This window comes from uncultured Methanobrevibacter sp. (assembly GCF_902788255.1).
GTDB lineage: Archaea > Methanobacteriota > Methanobacteria > Methanobacteriales > Methanobacteriaceae > Methanocatella.
The window spans coordinates 14,677-33,833 of record NZ_CADAJR010000020.1 but is presented as its reverse complement, the minus strand read 5'-3'; the positions used below and the strand labels follow the sequence as shown (position 1 = coordinate 33,833).

19 protein-coding genes and 1 tRNA gene are annotated in these 19,157 nt (G+C 34.1%); 8 read left to right on the top strand and 12 right to left on the bottom strand.

All coding sequences use genetic code 11. The annotated features are described in order from the left end of the window. Window positions 1-2: 2 nt before the first annotated feature. Genes QZV03_RS06555 through QZV03_RS06545 form a run of 3 tightly spaced genes read right to left on the bottom strand, consistent with a single transcriptional unit; the run spans window position 3 to window position 2,049 of the window. Window positions 3-1,043, bottom strand: a complete 1,041-nt coding sequence (locus QZV03_RS06555; RefSeq protein ID WP_296875082.1) for an aldo/keto reductase — start codon at window positions 1,041-1,043, stop codon at window positions 3-5. A 1-nt stretch (window position 1,044) separates the two neighbouring features. Next, a complete protein-coding gene (locus QZV03_RS06550) occupies window positions 1,045-1,779 on the bottom strand; it encodes a class I SAM-dependent methyltransferase (protein ID WP_296875078.1) in 735 nt (244 codons plus the stop codon). A gap of 45 nt (window positions 1,780-1,824) precedes the next feature. Further along, window positions 1,825-2,049, bottom strand: a complete 225-nt coding sequence (locus QZV03_RS06545; RefSeq protein ID WP_296875076.1) for a hypothetical protein — start codon at window positions 2,047-2,049, stop codon at window positions 1,825-1,827. Here QZV03_RS06545 and QZV03_RS06540 point away from each other — a divergent pair. Next, the gene (locus QZV03_RS06540) at window positions 2,042-2,332 is read left to right on the top strand and encodes a hypothetical protein (protein ID WP_296875074.1); all 291 of its coding nucleotides are present in this window, start codon (window positions 2,042-2,044) and stop codon (window positions 2,330-2,332) included. The two genes, QZV03_RS06545 and QZV03_RS06540, sit on opposite strands and share 8 nt — an antisense overlap. 101 nt (window positions 2,333-2,433) lie before the next feature. Here the strand turns inward: QZV03_RS06540 and QZV03_RS06535 are convergent, their stop codons facing one another. Continuing rightward, on the bottom strand, window positions 2,434-2,928 hold the full coding sequence (locus QZV03_RS06535) for a hypothetical protein (RefSeq protein ID WP_296875072.1): 495 nt from the start codon (window positions 2,926-2,928) through the stop codon (window positions 2,434-2,436). 338 nt (window positions 2,929-3,266) lie between these two features. Between QZV03_RS06535 and QZV03_RS06530 the strand changes: the two genes are divergently transcribed. After that, window positions 3,267-4,781 (top strand): MFS transporter, encoded by a 1,515-nt coding sequence (locus QZV03_RS06530; protein ID WP_296875070.1) that lies wholly within the window; start codon window positions 3,267-3,269, stop codon window positions 4,779-4,781. A gap of 128 nt (window positions 4,782-4,909) precedes the next feature. Beyond that, on the top strand, window positions 4,910-5,170 hold the full coding sequence (locus QZV03_RS06525) for a hypothetical protein (protein WP_296875068.1): 261 nt from the start codon (window positions 4,910-4,912) through the stop codon (window positions 5,168-5,170). Here QZV03_RS06525 and QZV03_RS06520 read toward each other — a convergent pair. Both QZV03_RS06520 and QZV03_RS06515 read right to left on the bottom strand, forming a co-directional pair. After that, window positions 5,159-5,287 (bottom strand): hypothetical protein, encoded by a 129-nt coding sequence (locus QZV03_RS06520; protein WP_296875066.1) that lies wholly within the window; start codon window positions 5,285-5,287, stop codon window positions 5,159-5,161. The genes QZV03_RS06525 and QZV03_RS06520 overlap by 12 nt on opposite strands. A 52-nt stretch (window positions 5,288-5,339) precedes the next feature. Beyond that, window positions 5,340-6,863: an MFS transporter gene (locus tag QZV03_RS06515; protein WP_296875064.1), complete on the bottom strand. Its 1,524-nt coding sequence runs from the start codon at window positions 6,861-6,863 to the stop codon at window positions 5,340-5,342. A gap of 262 nt (window positions 6,864-7,125) precedes the next feature. Here QZV03_RS06515 and QZV03_RS06510 point away from each other — a divergent pair, with 262 nt between their 5' ends. After that, window positions 7,126-7,929, top strand: coding sequence for a hypothetical protein (locus QZV03_RS06510; RefSeq protein WP_296875062.1), 804 nt, complete (start codon window positions 7,126-7,128; stop codon window positions 7,927-7,929). 22 nt (window positions 7,930-7,951) lie between these two features. On the opposite strand, the gene QZV03_RS06505 is transcribed toward QZV03_RS06510, so the two are convergent. Together QZV03_RS06505 and QZV03_RS06500 are read right to left on the bottom strand one after the other, a co-directional pair. Then, window positions 7,952-9,925 carry a phage holin family protein gene (locus QZV03_RS06505; RefSeq protein WP_296875060.1) on the bottom strand — a complete coding sequence of 658 codons (1,974 nt, stop codon included), beginning with the start codon at window positions 9,923-9,925 and terminating at the stop codon, window positions 7,952-7,954. A gap of 19 nt (window positions 9,926-9,944) precedes the next feature. Then, window positions 9,945-10,646: a hypothetical protein gene (locus tag QZV03_RS06500; protein ID WP_296875058.1), complete on the bottom strand. Its 702-nt coding sequence runs from the start codon at window positions 10,644-10,646 to the stop codon at window positions 9,945-9,947. 242 nt (window positions 10,647-10,888) lie between these two features. Here QZV03_RS06500 and QZV03_RS06495 point away from each other — a divergent pair, with 242 nt between their 5' ends. From QZV03_RS06495 to QZV03_RS06485, 3 genes are all read left to right on the top strand, one after another. Continuing rightward, complete coding sequence (locus QZV03_RS06495; RefSeq protein WP_296875055.1) at window positions 10,889-11,713, top strand: DUF4013 domain-containing protein; 825 nt, start codon at window positions 10,889-10,891, stop codon at window positions 11,711-11,713. 204 nt (window positions 11,714-11,917) lie between these two features. Beyond that, a complete protein-coding gene (locus QZV03_RS06490) occupies window positions 11,918-12,370 on the top strand; it encodes a DUF308 domain-containing protein (RefSeq protein WP_296875052.1) in 453 nt (150 codons plus the stop codon). A gap of 406 nt (window positions 12,371-12,776) precedes the next feature. Further along, window positions 12,777-14,162 carry a carbon starvation protein A gene (locus QZV03_RS06485; RefSeq protein WP_296875047.1) on the top strand — a complete coding sequence of 462 codons (1,386 nt, stop codon included), beginning with the start codon at window positions 12,777-12,779 and terminating at the stop codon, window positions 14,160-14,162. On the opposite strand, the gene QZV03_RS06480 is transcribed toward QZV03_RS06485, so the two are convergent. Then, a complete protein-coding gene (locus QZV03_RS06480) occupies window positions 14,163-14,477 on the bottom strand; it encodes a hypothetical protein (protein ID WP_296875043.1) in 315 nt (104 codons plus the stop codon). Between the two features lie 337 nt (window positions 14,478-14,814). Here QZV03_RS06480 and QZV03_RS06475 point away from each other — a divergent pair. After that, window positions 14,815-14,888, top strand: a tRNA-Lys gene (locus QZV03_RS06475). Window positions 14,889-15,049: 161 nt separating this feature from the next. Here the strand turns inward: QZV03_RS06475 and QZV03_RS06470 are convergent. The 3 genes from QZV03_RS06470 to QZV03_RS06460 all read right to left on the bottom strand — a co-directional run bounded on the left by QZV03_RS06470 (window position 15,050) and on the right by QZV03_RS06460 (window position 19,063). Further along, complete coding sequence (locus QZV03_RS06470) at window positions 15,050-16,438, bottom strand: DHA2 family efflux MFS transporter permease subunit (protein WP_296875038.1); 1,389 nt, start codon at window positions 16,436-16,438, stop codon at window positions 15,050-15,052. A 202-nt stretch (window positions 16,439-16,640) separates the two neighbouring features. Then, window positions 16,641-17,009 (bottom strand): NAD(P)H-dependent oxidoreductase, encoded by a 369-nt coding sequence (locus QZV03_RS06465; RefSeq protein ID WP_296875036.1) that lies wholly within the window; start codon window positions 17,007-17,009, stop codon window positions 16,641-16,643. Window positions 17,010-17,074: 65 nt separating this feature from the next. Next, window positions 17,075-19,063 carry an ABC transporter transmembrane domain-containing protein gene (locus QZV03_RS06460; RefSeq protein ID WP_296875032.1) on the bottom strand — a complete coding sequence of 663 codons (1,989 nt, stop codon included), beginning with the start codon at window positions 19,061-19,063 and terminating at the stop codon, window positions 17,075-17,077. Between the last annotated feature and the right edge of the window lie 94 nt (window positions 19,064-19,157).

Here is a 19,157-nt window from a genome sequence, read left to right as displayed (position 1 = left end):
GTTTAAATCTTATTTTTTGTATGCTTTGCCCAAACCTTTTCGTTGTCACTTGCAGAAACCTTGTTATCAGCCATCACACCGACCAGATCATGTGCAACATAAGGTTCCTCAAGGTAGGCAATATCATCACTGGTTAATGTCAATTCTACTGAATTCACAGCACCTTCAACATGATGGGGTTTTGTTGCCCCAACAATTGGAGAGGTGACCTTTGTAAGTAACCATGAAAGCGAAACTTCAGTCATTGACACGTCATAATCATTGGCCAATTCATTAACCCTTTTGATAATTTCCAAATCCTGAGATTCACTTGATTTATATTTTAAATCAGCATAAAAATCTTCTTTTAATCTTTTAGACTCACTTCCAGGCATCCTTGATAATCTGCCTGATGCAAGTGCACTATATGGGGTTGTTGCAATATTGTCCGCCTGACATAATGGAATCATTTCACGTTCCTCTTCCCTGAAAATCAGATTATAATGACCCTGAATGGATACGAATCTGGAAAAGCCTTCACTGTCAGCCAAAGCATTAGCCTTTGCAAGTTGCCATGCAAAACAATTGGAAATGCCTATATATTTGACCTTGCCCTCTTCAATCACTTCATTGAGACCCTCTAAAATATCATACAATGGAGTGTTATAATCCCACATATGATAGATATACAGATCAATATAATCCAATCCCAAATTGCTTAGGCTTTTATCAACCATGTTGTGAATATGCTGCTGTCCGGTGACATTATTCTTAATGTCCTCTTCTGAACGTGGTAAAAACTTAGTTGCAACAACTATCTCATCCCTTGCTGCATTTTCACGTATGGCACGGCCAACATACTGTTCGGATGTTCCATTCTGATAACCGATTGCTGTATCAAAGAAGTTTATTCCGTTATCCAGTCCTTTATTGATAATTTCGATTGATTCCTCTTCAGGCAATGTCCAGGTGTGCATTCCGTTATTCGGATCACCAAATCCCATACATCCCATACATATCCTACTAACTTTCAAATTTGAGTTTCCAAGTCTTGTATATTGCATATTAATCCTTCCTCATCACATAAAACACATAACTGTAATCTTCATTATTATTCCTATAGAAACTTATTTCCTTTCGCAATTGCTTGACAAAATCATTAGCTGATTTATCTGAACTTAACTGATTCAAATTTTTCTCCAATTTATTATAATAATTATTCCAATCATTTTTTGGAACAATTACATAATCAATGAACTCATAACCAGACTTTTCAATCACTTCAATTTTATTTTCAATAGTATCCACTTCAGAGTAGATGTTTTTCCAAAAGTTCCTACTTTCAGCAGACGGTTTTTTAAGCCAGGAAATATCAGAAACTATCATATAACCATTAGACTTTAAAAGTCTTTTCCACTCAATCAAACCTTTCTCAAAACCGATTATTTCAATTCCCGCTTCACAAAAAACCAAATCAAATTCCTCATTGGCAAAATCAGGGTCATTCATATCCATTTCATAAGCAAATACCCTGTCCTGCAAATTGTTTTCCTTGATTTTTTCATCCAAACTATCCTTATAATGTTTGAACAGGTCAAATCCTTCAACAGTTGAATTTTTAAAGCGATTTGCCAAAAGTATTGTTGATGAACCTACACCACAGGCAATGTCCAACATGTTCAATTCTTCATCAACATTAAAATCAGTTCTATCCAATGCTTCAAGCGTCGTATCTTCACTTCCAGGAGACAGTCTGTCCAAACCCTCATAAGCGATGTAAAAATATAGCGGTATTTCCATAATTTAATTATTGAATTTAAAAATATTAAAAAGTATAGGAAAAGGTTATTTCATTTCCTTTTCCCAAACTCTGATTGTATTAATATTTGCCTTATCGGCCAATTCTTCCATTGTTTTAATTTCATCATCGGTTAACTCGATGTTTATAGCATCGGCTGCATCCTCAACGTGATGTACCTTTGTAGCACCAATGATTGTATCAGGAGTGTTTATGACACTAGTATACTCCTTCGTATCCGCATTGGGAGATGTCGGAAAGGCAGTGGCCATTTTTCTTTTGGTAATTCAAATATCAGGTACAGGAGGAATCTATCCTGTTGAAATCATGGCCCCATTCTTTAATGTAATGAATCCATACCTTCCTATGACATATGCAATAACATTGATACGTGAAGCACAACTGGGAGTAATCTGGCCAAACTACATTCCGGCATTAGTCATACTGTTTGCAATTGCAATCATAACAGTTATCGTTTCAATACTGGTTAAGGAAAGGGCAGACAGGATTACCCACTACTTCGAAAACCGTTTAGAAGACAGTGGACTCTTTTAAAAAAAAACTATTAAAGATTTAATCCAGCTAATGGATTAAAATCTTTTTCTCTTATTTTTAGAAAAATTTAAAAAAAAGTTTAGTAGAAGCATCACATCTACTTAAAATGCAACAGCTTCTACTTTGTTGTTTTTGTTGAATTCGTTTAATTTGGACATTAAGTCATTGTTTTTTATGTTGCTTGAGTCTTTTGCCCAGATTGCTACGATGTATTCTTTTCCATCTGCTTTTACGACTTCACTTACACCATGGGTTGCGTGGTCATAGTCTGTGAATTTTACGATGTTGTCGGATCCGACATCAACTTTCATGTCATTGTCACAGATTAGGTATTCCCTACCGTCGTGGTGGATTAGTCCGTCGAGAATGTCGTCGTTTACCATGTCATCGTATCTGTCGTCGTTTACGTTTTGGAAGACCATCATTCCGCTGTCCTGATTGCCGTTTGCGTATACGGAATAATACTCGCTTTGGTATAAATTCTTGTAGTCCTTGTTTACGTCAAAACTGTTTACTGATGCAGCACATGCGCCTCCAATGAGAAGTGCTGAAACCAGCAGTGCGAATAATATTTTTTTGATATCCCTAGTAATCACCTAATAATTGAGAAGAAAATGTTAATCAACATTTGCCCCTCACAAGTACAATTAATTATATGAAAAAGATAGTATATAAAGTTTTTCGAGTGCAAGTGCTCACTTACACTTTAAATTGTAAAAATAAGAACAATTAGCCAATTAATTATCAAAAAAATATTATTACATGCCATAACCAACATCAACAACTAAATACCTCATGGCAGAAATTCAGTAAATACAATTAAAAACAACAAAAAGAAAAAAAAATAATATAGATTATCCATAAAGACATAACAGAAGAGTTGGTTATGTAACTTACTGCATAACTTCATAATATACTGGAGGATTAATAATAAATGAATAAAACTATTAAGGAACACTCATGGATTCCACTAATACTGGTGGCCTGTGCTTCATTCATTATAACATTGGACAGCACATTCATGAACGTTAGTATCTCTCAGGTTGTTGCTGATTTGAATACTAATGTCAGCACTATTCAGCTGATAATGTCCTTTTATACCCTCATCACTGCCGCATTCATGCTTTTAAGTGCAAAGCTTCAGGACATAGTCGGTAAAAAGAGACTGTTTTTAATCGGTGCCGTACTTTATGGTATAGGCACAACCATTGCCGCAATAAGTACAAGTGACACAATGCTGTTTATAGGATGGGCGGTGATAGAAGGTCTTGCGGGAGCATTAATGACCCCTGCCACAGTTTCCATTATAAGCGGAACATATTCTGGTGAAAGACGTACATTTGCTTTGGCAATTGAAAGTGTGATGGTTGCACTTTCAGCGGCTGTCGGTCCGATTTTCGGCGGAATCATGACAACATTTCTATCCTGGAGGTACGGATTTGCATGTGAATTAATCATCGTCGTATTTATTTTAGCAATGCAAAATAAAATACCTAACTTCGAACCTACCGAATCCAAAGACGATTTGGATATTGCCGGAACTATAATATCATTCATAGGTCTTGTCTTATTTGTTTTAGGTGTTTTAATGCTGAGTGATTATAATACTACTATTGTAATTATTTTGGGCTTAATTGTATTGGCAATCTTTGTACTGTTTGAAATCAGAAGAAAAAGAAACGGCAAAGTGCCATTGCTTGACATGGACTTATTCAAAGACAAAAACTTACGTGTAGGATCCGCCATTATACTATTATCTTATATTGTGATGGGAGGAGGTTTGTTTGCGGTTTCCGTGTTTTTACAAACCGTTTTAAAATTAAATGCATTCGATACCGGTTTGACCACACTCCCGTTGACCGTCGGTTTGCTTATTTTTGCAATGGCCGCTCCAAGTTTGACCTCAAAATTGAATCATAAGACCATAATGGCAATAGGAAGCATAATATCAATAATAGGATGTTTGTTTTTACTCAATGAATTTTATCTGGAAACAACAATGCTAGAATTAATGCCGGGAATGTTCATACTTGGGGCAGGACTTGGGTTTATAATGTCTTTAAGTACTGACATTTCATTAACCAATATTCCCGAAGAAAGTCAAAACAACGCATCAGGTATTACTACAACAGGCCAGACATTAGGTGAATCAATGGGTACCGCAATTATTGGAATAATCCTAGTTCTTGGAGTTATTGGAGGAATTATTGATGCAATCGATACCTACGCACCCGAACATATAGATGATGTGCAACTGTATGATGACATCTATGAAGATTTCCAAAAAGTTGGAAATGTTGATGACCTAAAAGCATATAATAGCACTGTTGTGCATGCTGCAGACCTCATTGTTCAGAATGCAATGGGATTCGTAATGGTAGTAACGACTGCCATGATGGGAATTATCCTTGCTTTGACATTCAGGCTTGATGAGAGAAAAATTCAATGAGATTTATCTCTCATTTACTTTTTAATTGAACTTTCAAGAAAATCAAATATTTAATAATCAGTTAATTTAGATAATTACATAACATATACTTTCAAAAGAGACTTAACATTTGATGAGGTTTGAGGAAAATGATGAAATCAAATAATGGAAGATGGCAGTTGTGGTATAATAGAATTTTACCATATCTGATATTATTGGACTTCATACTGATAACAGTTTCACTTATCCTGGATGTTTCAAAACCTACACTGGCCAACATTGAACATTTTGACCTTTTTGTCTGTATAATCCTTTTGGGAGAATTCTTTTTTTGTTTATTTAAGGCACCGTCAAAGAAAAAGTTCCTACTTAATATCGGATATAGGGACATAACCCCCTCAGACATATAATGAAAAAATTCTGACAATGATTCTGATTCTGATTGGAATAGTCATATTTTCAACAATTACGGCGGCCATATCATCATATCTAACAGATACCATGTTGGAAAATGGTGACAACGGCATACATTCGAAACTTTTAAAAAAGAAAAAAAGAAAATTAATGAGAGATAAACCCTCATTGTTTTTTAACATTAGCATTCTGCAACCGTAATGTTAAAATGAATATAATACCCATAATGACGGCTGTAATCTGCATTACAAAAGCCATAGCATCCTGGATAATCATATCTACAATTTGAACAACGGTATGATCTGATTTAACATCGTTTATATTGCCCACTTTTTGGAACTGTTCTAAAACTTGTAATTTGAATGCATCATCTCCTGAGTGATCAGGTGCATAAACATCTACGGCATGGGAAACACCACCCATAACTCCTAAAATTAGAATAATACCTATGATTGCTGTACCCATTGATTCACCCAATGACATACCTGTTGAATTGACCCCAGATGCATTGTTTTGACTTTCATTAGGGATATTGGCTAGAGAAATATCAGTACATAAAGCCATGAGGAATCCAAGTCCAGAACCTAATATAAAGAGTCCAGGGATTAAATTATAAATTGTTGTATCCAGTCTGAATTGATAGCTTAAAAACAGACAACCGGCGATTGCCAATATACATCCTATTGCCATAACAACCTTATGGCTAAATTTGCTAGTTAAACTTGGAGCCAAAATTGCAAAAATAAGCAGACCTATAGTCATTGGAAGAGTGATTAAACCAGTATTGAAAGCATTTAACTGCAATACACTTTGTAAATAAAGTGAAACTGCAAACAATGCCCCTCCCATTGAAAGGTAACTTAATAACAAAATAATAGTTCCAGTACGTAAGTTTCTGTCTTTGAATAAATCAATATCAAGCAATGGCACTTGACCATTCCTTTTCCTTCTAATTTCAAAGTATGCAAATGCTGCCAATATAATTATTGCCAGTACAATTTCAACAATACTTGTATTAAAATCTTTGGATAATGATAAAATACCTAGAACTAACAATACAAGACCTATTAATGAAATTATAGCACCAGTAATATCCAAATCACTCCTAGATTCAGTAGGTGCAAAATCAGGTATTCTATTTCTAAAGATCAAAATAAGGAATACAACCACCAATTCTACCGCAAATCCGTATCTCCAACTGAAAAATGTTGTCATGACCCCTCCGAAGAGCGGACCTACTGCAGACGCAACTGCACCCATCACACCCACAATCGCCAAAGCAACAGTACGTTTTTCACCGGAATATGATCCACTTACCAGGGAAACGGTAGCAGGCACCATTAATGCTCCGGCAACACCTTCTATTACTGCCCATCCAATAAATAACATTGTGGAACTAGTACTTACTGCAGCTGTAAATGTACCAACACCATAAAGTGCAGCACCAATTAAGAACAGCTTCTTTTTACCTACAATATCCTGAAGCTTTGCACTTAAAAGCATGAATGCCGCAGTGATAAGAGTATAGAATGACATGGTCATTTGAATGGTACTAACATCAGTATTCAAATCAGCAACAACCTGAGAAATACTTACATTCATGAATGTAGCGTCCAAAGCTATAATAAAGGAAGCCAAAGCAATCACTATCAGTGGAAGCCAAGAGTTTTCCTTAACAGTTTCATTCATTTTTATAAATCCTCCAATTTTTGATAATCATGTATAATAATATACATTGTAAATTTATCTTTGTATTTTTTAATATAGTTTTGGAAAACTATACAAAATGAAACATAATTTAAACATTATTTTAATGTCATTTAAAAAAAATGTTATCATGATTACTTTAACCATTACCATGAGTAATTAAAGACATTCAAAAAATGCAATATAGATATTACATTTTTTTTAAACAACAATTTATAATATAAGAAAAAACATAATTATAAATATGCAAATTATCGAAATTGTCTGCGAGTTACTTATTCCAATTTTAGTTTTTGGTGCGGTATTTGCAGTTGGGGAGATTATTTATAAAAAATTAGTTAACAGCAACAGTAGAATTTTAAATCCACAGGAGTATTTTCCAGAACAGGAACTTGAAACATTAAGACAGGTTTATTATCTAGTGATGATGTTGATCTTCTTTATTTTCATACTATACATCATGGTATTTGAAGGAGAGCAGTTACTTCCGATTTTGGTTTTACAAATCATCCTATCTTTATATATTGCTTTAAGATTGGATTATAGTTCATGGAACAACAGAATACTTTTCTTCCTGCTGGTGCCTTATGAAGCCGTAATATTGCTCGTTTATAATAGTCACCTTACACTTTGGCCGATATATCTAATTCACGTTCTCGTTTATGCATATTTCATGAAGGTATATTTTGGCAAATTCAGAAAATATACCGAGACAAACGGCCTTGGAATTACAATCATACTATTATTTTCCATAGTAGTTTTCAGCTTTATTGTCACACTATTTGCAGAGGGCGTTGAACCATTAGATGCCATAGTCATGGTTTCAAATGCATTTACAAGTAACGGTTATGCTGTACTTGGTAGCACAGGCATTGGTAAATTGACAAGTATTCTTTTGGTTTGGGGCGGATACACAATATCAGGTGTAGGTACTGCAACATTAACCGCCGCAATTATATTAAGGCGTAATAAAAAACGTGAAAAAGAGTTAAACGAACGTTTGGATAAATTGGAATCACTAATTAAAAATAATAAAGATATGGATTAATATTTTCCACATCTTTTTTTGTTTATTTATTTATTTTTTTTAATTCTGCTAAATTCTCTTTTAACAGTTTATAGATATTTTCCGCACCGACAATATCATCATCACTGACCTTCCAGCTTGAAGGGTACAAAATGAACGGTTTGGACTGGTCTCCACCGGCTCCACCATGGCTTCCGACCAATTCCTCAAATGCACACACCTCATCAGCTTCCTCATCATAGAAACTGTTAACCAGGATGTCCGGTGTATGTTCAAAGGAGCTGGTTCTTTTTAAATGTCTGACGATGTTGTCCCCAAATCCTTCAAGAGGATTTTCACCATCAATTTCACCACTGTCAAGATAGTATGTTCCATTTTTACCTATAGCCAGGTCCCCATGTTCCTGGGATTTGACCAAAATAAAACCAACATACTCATTGTTAACGATTCCCGGAATCAGTTCAGGGAAATAACCGTTAAGTTCCTCATATGTGAGTCTTTTACTCCATTGGGTCAGATAAATCATTGCAAGGTTACCTGAAGCCAGAACAATTACTTCAGAGTCACTTAATTCCTGTGCCTCTTTTTTCTCTTTTTCAATTTTTTTCTCTTTTCTTGCAAATGGAGTATAGTCCGCTACGAAGTGGTCATCATTTGAAGTCATTTTTGCAAACACAGTCATATCTTCCGGCAACAGTGATTTGACAAAGTCCTCAAAGGTCTGACCGTATCTTTGGGTGAATGTGGCACCGTTTGTCTGACCGTGGTCTGATTGAATCACAAATTGATAGTCCCTAGGACAATACCTGTTTGCTTCGGTCAGGTGCCTGATTTGCTCGTCCATTTGCCTTAAGGCAATCCATGCGTCACTGTCCCGGACTCCGGAGTGGTGCGCTATTTCATCATAACCAAGGTATGTTGAGTATGCAACATCAACATCCCCTACCATCATATCCCCAATCAATGTGGAAGTGTTGATTTCCCTCATAAAGACATTTGTAGCTGCCCTTGTTGGAATGTACATTATTCCACGTTTTATTCTTGGCCTGACGTTTCTTATTGAATGTGTGATTTGTGACCAGATTTCACGTACAATATCTGCAAGAAACAAGGCAATTATACGTGCAAAATTGCTCGGATTTGAAAATACTGAATACCATGCCTTATTGTAAAGTTTCCCAAAGTCCATAATCTTACTGAATGTAAATATCACATTGTCAGTATCCCCTGAGAACAAATTGGATCTGCTTGCCCCATTATCCACGAGCAATCCGTCTCCATTTGAAATCCTCTTTTCCAATTCCGGCACTTTAGTGATTCCTGAACATTGCATCATCTGATTGCCGTTGCTTTTTTCTATCCATCTGAATGCAACAATGCCCTCATTGTTTCCATGAAGAATTCCCGCCTGGCTTGCACCGGTTTGGGAAGAGAGATCTGTTTCCCACATTCTAAGATTGTAATCATTGCCCTCAATCATTTCTTTCATGGTAGGCATGTCCCCTCTTTCGACCGCTTCACGTAAAACTTCATAGGCAAGCCCGTCAATTTCAACAATTATCACTCCCGGATAATCCTTGACGTCACTTTTTCTTTTCTTTTCCGCATCATTAAAAACAGCACGATAATATGAACTGTCATCATTGATTGTTATTAATGAAGACAGTATGGTAGTAACGGCAGCCATTCCTATTGGTGCAAGAATCAGTGCAGCCCCCTTAATTTGAATTCCAAACATTGGTGCAAAAATCTGAAGAAGCAACCCATTCAGAATTAATGTTCCTACACCAAATGTTAAAACCAGAAACGGCATGGCTATTCTTGTTAGAATTGGCCAGAGCAATGCATTAACTAAACTGATAAATATCACTAAAAGCATTATGTCACCAGAGTGGCTGATTTCAACACCCAGTTCCAAATAGCTTATCAGATATAATCCTATGACATTTCCAATAAATACAATTAAACTTCTTTTCAGACTCCTTTTAGGAATTTGTTTTCCATTAATAATTTCCATAGTAATCGCATCCTTTATTTCATATTGGCAATTTTCCAGTGTACTGCTCTACTTTAGATTTTGCATCATTCAAATTCAATCCGGTTTTATCTTCTATTGTGGATTGAATGCCACTTAAATTAGTGTTGTTTGCTAAATCACTTGCTTTTGATTTCAAATCATCAGTCATATTTTCCACTTTGGATAACGTTTTGTTTAAACCAGGTTTTTCATGATAGACATTTTTGTACTCAACAGATTTTGCCATATGAACTGCAATATCCTTGTCCTTACAGCAGATTAGAATATTGTCGTGAGTTGTTTGATTGGATAACGGTATGCAATAGAATTTACCGTTGTAATTTACTTTAATGAGACTAAATACATGAACCTCCAACAGTTCATCAGCATTTATCACATAGCATGTAAACCCGTCAATATTCTGCTTTTCTCCATTTGTTACAATTTTGTTCAGGGAATTGAACCCCATTTCGGATGCCCTGATGAGACTGTCATCCTCGTAACTGTTGTATGTAACAAGCAATCCCTTGTCCCAATTCCAGACTTTAACACTTTCAATATCACCATCAAACTTGGTTTTATTGGCCGGAATGTCTATAGTTGTTCCATTTGGAGTTATTTCAACCCTTTCATAATTCTGTGAAGTCAGAACTACAAAAAGAATTCCTCCCACAATGATTAAGATAATTATTGCAATTATAATAATTTTTTTATTATCCATTTATCGTACCTCAATGTTTAAGATTAATAATTAATTTTCAGATTTTGCCATAAAATATTCACATATTTCAAATGAATGAAACACCCAAATCTTAATTGAATATTGTATTTAATAATATTTAAAGAAAATTATTTTAAAAATTCAAATCTTAAATCATTTAAACAAATATAAATAGTATTTTTTAGATAAATTACTAATGTCTCTTTAAAGAGTATTTTAAAAAAAAAATTATAGGTGAAAATATGGATATAATAGAAATAATTAAGGACTCCTTTGTATTTCCATCAACCGATATAAAGACACTTTTAATTTATGTCGTGTTATCTGTGGTGGCAGCGGCATTTTGTATTTTTGGAACAATAATGTATGCAATGGGAATTGCTGTTCCTGAGCTTTTCATGTGGGGTGGAATTGCGATTGTGATTTCACTGTTAATCGGATGGGTACTGTCAGGTTATCTGATAACCGTCATCAAGTCAGGTATTGAAATGGATGAAAATGTTCCCCAATTCGTATGGTGGGATAATTTCATCACAGGTTTTGACAGTTTCATTGTTGCAATCGTCTATTTTTTAATTCCGGCTTTCATTGTTGTGGTTGTGGGTTATCTTTCACACATTTTCGAAAACCTAGCAATAATTGCACATGAAATCAGTTCACAAGCATGGTTAACTTATTTAGGATCTACAATTGTCATAACCGATGCATTATCACATGCACTTGTAAATCTGTTGATTGGTTTAACATTCACTTTAACTGTTGCAGTGGTGGTATTTGTAATCTTTTCATTCATCCAATGCATGGCTGAAGCAAGATTGGCTAATACAGGCAGTTTAGGTGAAGCATTAAACGTTTTCGAAGCTGCAAAAGACATAAAAAGAATTGGTATACTTAAAGTAGTAGCAGTGATCATATTGGTCATTATAATTGTCGGAATCGTTGGTGCTGTTTTATCAGCTATCACTAACCTTGTACCGATTTTATCAATTCTTTCAGTTTTCGTAACACCATACATGGCAATCTTTGCTCAAAGAGCCGTTGGATTGTTATATTCTGATATAGCTTAATTTTTTAAGCTATATTTTTTTCTATTTTTTATTTTTTTTATTTTTTTTGCAGAATTTTAGAAATTCTTAATTTCAAATGAATTTAACCATAAAAATAAATACTGAAAACAATAAAAACCTATATTGTAAAAAGTATTTTGCTTTTTAGGTTTTAACATTTTTCACTTGAAAAAGTGAGCAAAACAATTTTTAGGAGGAAAAAACATGGAACAAAATAAAATCGCAGGAATATTATCCATAATTTTAGGATTAATTTTTATAATTTTCCCTGTTATTAGTACCGGATTAGTTTCCATACTGATTGGAGTAAGTTTAGTATTCTTAGGAATAGCATCCTTATTATCCGGATTTTCAGCATTTAATGTTATTGTTGGAATTCTTGCTATCATATTTGGATTATTATTTATATTCAACATCAGCGCATTATCATTCCTATTAGGAATACAGTTCTATATCATTGGAATTATTATTGTGTTATTAGGTATTTCAGGTCTGTTTACAAGCGGCTCATCAAAAATCCTTTCAATATTTATAATAATCTTAGGTATTGTGCCATTCATCCTTGGAGCATTATCATTAGCTACTCCATTATTCGCAGCAATACTAATAGGTATAACTTTAATAGTTGAAGGTATAAGCTTATACATTGCAGAATAAACATTAAGCAATCTTTTCGATTGCTTTTATTTTTTTTAACTCTTTTTATTTTATTTTTAATAGAATTGTAACTTTTTTTGATATTCAAACCCTGATACCAAAAACAAAGAAACATTATTATATATATCTCCTGCCGGAAATACTGTAATGAAAAATATCTCACACGCCCAAGGTATGTTTGAACAAAAAGATGACGGAAGATGCGTATTTCTATACCTGGCAAACGAGACACTAGTAGAGATAGATGCTCCAAATGAAAAATTAATCGAAGAAGTAATTGGCAAATGATCCAATTACCTTTTTTTCTTTTTTTACACCAACAAAACCAATACACTATTCAAAAAAACTTAAAATATAACATATCCCATGCAATATTTTTTAAAGAATAACATATAAACATAATAGCATGTACAGTTTTTTAATATGTTTTTTAGCATTGATTGCATCATATTTCATTTATGGGAAATTTATTGAAAGGATCAGTGGTGTTGATGAAACCCGCCAAACACCTGCATATAAACTGCAGGATGGCGTCGATTATATGCCAATGCCCAAAATTAAGAGTTTTTTAGTCCATTTCTTAAATATTGCAGGTTTGGGACCGATATTTGGAGCAATTCAAGGTGCACTGTTTGGCCCTGCCGCTTTCGTATGGATCACATTAGGTACAATATTCATTGGTTCTGTCCATGATTTCTTCTCAGGATACCTGTCCCTCAGAAATGACGGATTAACACTGCCGAACATTATTTCAAAGTATTTGGGAAGTAAAGTCCAAAAGTTCATGGCAGTTGTCATCATAATTACAGGAATTCTTGTTGCGGCAACATTTGCAAAAGGAGCTGCGGAGTTACTTAACAGTTTAACCAATATCAACGTACTCCTATTGACAGCAATAATATTCCTTTATTTCCTGATTGCAACAGTATTTCCGGTTGATAAAATAATTGGAAAGATATATCCTGTTTTTGGAGCGTTACTACTGATTATGATAATAATGATGACAGGAGCATTGATTTTAAATCCCGCATACACCATCCCAGAGTTTACAACACAAGGACTGTACCTAACTGATAAAAGCATTTTCCCGTATCTATTTGTAACCATTGCATGCGGAGCCATTTCAGGTTTTCATGCATCCCAGTCACCGATTGTTGCAAGATGCATTGAAAATGAATTGGATGCCCGACCGGTGTTTTTCGGTTCAATGGTTCTGGAAGGTCTTGTTGCACTCTGTTGGGCGGCAATTGCAATGGCATTCTTCCACGGTCAGCCACAGCTGGCAGCAATATATAGTGCCACACCTTCAGTGGCCGTCTATGAAATGGCACAAACATTAGTCGGACCAATAGGTTTGGTTTTAACAATAATTGGAATAGTTATCTGTCCAATTACATCAGGAGACACTTCACTTAGAAGCTCAAGAATAACTATTGCCGATGAACTCCATCTTAATCATGAAAAACTTATTTCAAGACTGAAAACAGCAATTCCGTTATTTTTAATTTCCTTTGCTTTGACTTTTATTGATTTCAGTTTGATCTGGAGATATTTTGCATGGTCTCAACTGATAGTGGCGATGATAGTATTATATGCTGCAAGCGTTTATTTAATCCAAAAAGAAAAACCATACATTATTGCATTACTTCCAGCAACTGTTTGTACATTAATTGCATTTGGATACATACTGCAGGCACCTGAAGGCTTAAGACTGCCTTCAATGATTGCTAATGTGATATCCGTTATTTTAACTGCCATTGTTACGGCAGCATTTCTCAAAAAATATAAATAATTACTTAAACAATTTTTCAGGATTGTTTAAATATTTTTCAACTTTTTCATAAAACAGTTTGAAATGCCATCCGAAGATGAAAACATGACTGGCAGTTAATGAAATTGGAATTTTACCGTCAGTCAATCTTCCCCAACTAATTACAGGCATGATTTGATTTGGACTTGCAATAATGTTTGTCATTGCATCAAAATCAAGCCATGGAATACATGACAAGTTCGCAATAGGTTCCTCATCCCTTTTCATTGGTTCAACCAAAATATTGATTATCTTCAATGTTTTTCTTCTTATTTTCAACGTAATTATTCCATTCATGAATATTTTTAAATTCACTGACCGGTTTAAATTCAATTTCCCCATACTTAATTTACCAAAAAAATTGCTTGATCTGTTTTTAGTTTACAGCTTTTGCTGAAAATTTAATGAAATAACATTATCGTCATCTATTATTTTATTTTTACTCATATTTAAATCAAATGAGCGGTCAGTTGAAAAGCAACAATCTTAAGCTAAATTTTCTATTTAAACAGGAGTTCATTCAAATTTAATTTCAATGATTCAAATTTCCATTATTGGAGAATATTATTATCAAAACAAAATAGTTAAATATGGTAAAGTACAAATAATTATTTTTAATTAAATAAAATTCAATGGGCCCGTAGCTCAGTCTGGCAGAGCGCTTGGCTCTTAACCTTGATGTCGCGGGTTCAATTCCCGTCGGGCCCATTTCAATACTCTTTTTATAATGTAAAATATAGTTTATAATGACACAATATTTAATTTTAATAGTTTTACTTTCTTGAAACTTCAATTCAATGAAAATAACTTAAAAAGGGAATAAATGGAGAACAGTTTAAGGCAGTGCCAAAATTATTTCATTTTATTTATTATACATCCACAATATCCTTCTTATTCTTAATAAACAGTATAGTTATTGTCAATAGAATCACTGTTATTATTATCATCATCAAAGAAGTCATGCTAAATGAATTAACGGAAATCTGATTATGGGTAATGTTTCCGTTTGCCAAGATTTGCATTATAACAACCGTAACTGATGAACCGATTGCACCTATAACCTGTCTTGCAGTATTGTTGATTGCAGTTGCATCCTCAACATCACCTGCCACAACACTCATTGCCCATGTGATTGCCGGAGATAATCCGAGTCCGCAGCCAATTCCCCTGATTAACTGAGTGATTAAAAGATATTCAAATGTTGAGTTCATATTATATGTCATCATAGCGGCAAATCCGATTATATTTAAAACTGATGAAGCTATCAAAACAGGTTTTATTCCAATCTTATCTGCCATTACCGGACTTAAGAAATTGAACACTATCATGATTAATGCTGACGGAAACAAAATGAGTCCTGATTCTGTTGGGGAGTAATATGCTACACTTTGAACAAACAGAGGTACCATCACATTGATTCCACACATTACAAAGTAAAGTAATGCTGCAAAAACAGTCCCAGAGACAAAATACTTATTTTTAAGAACATTCAAGTTAATCAGCGGCTTTTCAATTTTGTTTTGACGTTTGACAAATATCCCCAATGTGATAACACCAATAACAATCGGCAAAATTACATGAGTTAAGCTGAATGCGAATTCGGCAATATTTGAAAAGCCTATCATCAAACCTGCACAGAACAGTATTGACAATATCAAAGATGTAAAATCCAATGGATAATCTTGGGTTTCAAGTTCAAATTTGACAAACAGGACTGCTAAAATTAAGATTACAAATGTTATTATAGCTAAAAATTCAAAAATAACTCTCCAATTATACAAATCAATTATGATTCCTCCCATTGTCGGACCCATTGCAGGCACTATTCCTACAAGAAATCCCATCAATCCCATGAAAAATGCCCATTTTTCTTCAGGCATGATTCTGAAAATCAATATCTGACCTATCGGCATTAGAATACCTGTTCCCATAGCTTCCAGGATTCTTCCAACAATCAACATTTCAAAGCTTTTTGATAAAAAACAAAGTACTGACCCGATTATGAATAACACAAGTGATGTTGTCAGTATCGTTTTAATCTTGAATCTTTTTGTGATATATGCAGTTGGTGGAATCATCACTCCAAGCACCAGCAGAAACACGGAGTATGTCCATTGTACAGTTGCAGAAGATACTGAGAAATCCGCCATATAATATGGTAGACTTGTTGTTACAATGCTTTGCGATATCAATGTGACTGCAGAAGCCATTATGAGTATAATTAATGTTACTAATCCGTTTTTATTTTCAAATTCCATATAATTTTTCCTTGTGAAACCAGTAATCTAAAAATTATTATCTAGACAAAAAATTTATTATTTTTAAAATTTAAATGTTTTGGAAAAAATATAACATCTAACGAATTAATAATGACTAATTCAAAATAATGAACTTTAAGTTGGTTAGGTGATGGTTTATAATTGATTTCAAATATTTAAACTTAAATGCATAATTAGGAGGTTATATTTTTTCAATTATTGAAACCAGTTTTGTTGCATGACTTTTTGCTTTTTCTTTAATTTTGTCAATCTCATCAGGATTGGTCCTTAATTCGAATGAAACACCACCTGTAAATACGTAATCCGCAAATTCCATCCCGCAAAGTCCACACATTGATTTGATTGGTGGGAGATATTCTTCAATCTCATAACCCATTATTCCATCCTTTTGATAGGCTTCTTCAGGTGCACCTGCGGTAAATGAAGCGATTAATTTTTTTCCTTGGAGTTTATCACCGGTTGATCCGTGTGACCATCCGTGCTCGAATGTGTCTTCCATCCATTTGTTCATGATGGAAGGCATTCCATACCAAAATAGTGGGAACTGCAATACGATTATATATCATGAAAGAATTCTATAACCTATTTGAATGAAATGACTTGGCAGATATGCAATTATTCATCCTTTTGATAGTCAATAATCGCAAATATCCTTTTGATGCTTGAAAATGAAGTTTCAATGGAGGCCATAGAGGTACTTAGTTTTTTAATAGGCTTATTCAGTAATTGTCCATACATGATAACTGCCAATAGAGTTCCCAGCTGAATCTCATTAACTGATAAGAAGTAAATCCCTGCCATATAAACAGTTATGGTACTTATATTTGTTAAAAAGGTTGTAACAGGCACCATGACATTAGTGACATTTTTGGATTTAGTATAATAGTCAATTACAGTCTGATTGAGTTTTTCAAATCCTTTTTCATGGAATGAATCACGATTTGAGAGACCCCTTTCAAAATTGCCCATCAATCTTCCTAAATGCTTTTGATGACCGTCGTAGTAATTTCTAGATTTATAGTCACATAAATAGAATGCAATGGCATAAATCGGCAATATCGCAATATATACCAGGCTCAATCTAAAGTCTGTCATCAACATCAATACAATTACAAGGATTATTGATAGGATTTGCGCATAAATATCAGAAAAGCGGGAAGAGACAAACTCACGGATGTTCATCACGTCGTTGTTTAATCTAGAAAAGATGAGACCCTTTGAATTTTCTTTAATGTATTGTGAACCAATAGCATCGATCTTATCAAATAATTTCATTCTTAAATTATATGCCACCTTTTCGCCAATAGTTCCCATGATTTTCTTTGTAGGTATTGTTAAGAGATATCCTCCTGAATATAATAAAATCAATATGGCAAGATTAGTGTAGACAGTAGGGTCGTTGAATGTATTTGAATTAGAAAGCAATAAATCAGCAGTCTTTCCTGCAACTTTAGGGGCATAAACCATACACAAGGTAGATACCGTAAGCAAAATCATTGATATTGTTATTTTGGTCCGGTCGTCTTTTAATATGTCAGTGAATTTGTCCAAGATTTCGTTTCTTTCAGCCCATATGCCCTTATCCTCCCAGGCAATATCCTCCTCAACAATTTCTATTTCTTTTGGAATATCATTTGTATTTTTGGAGTCTATGATTTTATCTTCAATAGTCAGGACTTCCTCTAAACGCACTGAAGTGGCATATGCACGTGGCCACCTGTCAATCAATGCTGGAATAGGACCCAAGGTACCAATGAAGTAGGCAATATACATTAAAATAATGAATGAGTCAAATACGCTGTCTGTTTCAAAGCCGATTGTGTATCCGGAATTAACCATTGCCAAGGTAATCAAAACAATGAAATATAAACCCCACATTAACAGCGGCCCCAGGTAATATTGACTAGAAATATACTTAACGTTTTTATCATATGAATTCTCACATGCCTTTTCAAATTCAGCCTCATACTCCTGTTTGTTATATGGGATTTTATCAGCTATATCACTGATTTTAGATAGGAATAACTGGTTTAGCATTCCGTATGTCTTTTTAGCTCTGAAAAATATTTCTACAATTTTTTTCATTCTCAAAATTATAATCATGGAAATAATAGCAATCAATACCAAGAAAAATATCGCATAAGACGTATCAATCAATGCTATTTCATATACGACTGCTATGAATGTAACGGGAATCAGAATTAATTGTTCGAGTATTATCACTAAAAATCCCTGTTCTGAAGACATACCTCTAGTTGACCTAGTAGTTAGCCCTGAAATTTTAAATTGAGCAATTTCCTCATCAGGCAGGTTCATCAGAATATGAAATATTTTCTCACGAATTTTATATGCTGCATTTGAAGCCACTCTTGTTGAGAGTAAAGAAACCGCATAAAGGGCAATCATTGAAAGGATTGTATACCCTACCATATTCAATCCGGATTTGAAAAGCAAATCAACATTCTGCTGTTTAACTCCAGTCAAAGCAGCACCAAACAGGTCAATAATTTCCATTTGAAAGAATGTCTGAACGGCTATTAGCGCGAAAATAATCAGCACTGTTTTCCATTGGTGTTTTAGTGAAAAACTCAAAAATTTTTTCATATTAGTAATTTAGTTTTTAAATAATATATATTATTACACAATCTGTGAAAAATGAAAAAAAATAAAATCAAAATTCAATAATTTCTGCCAACAC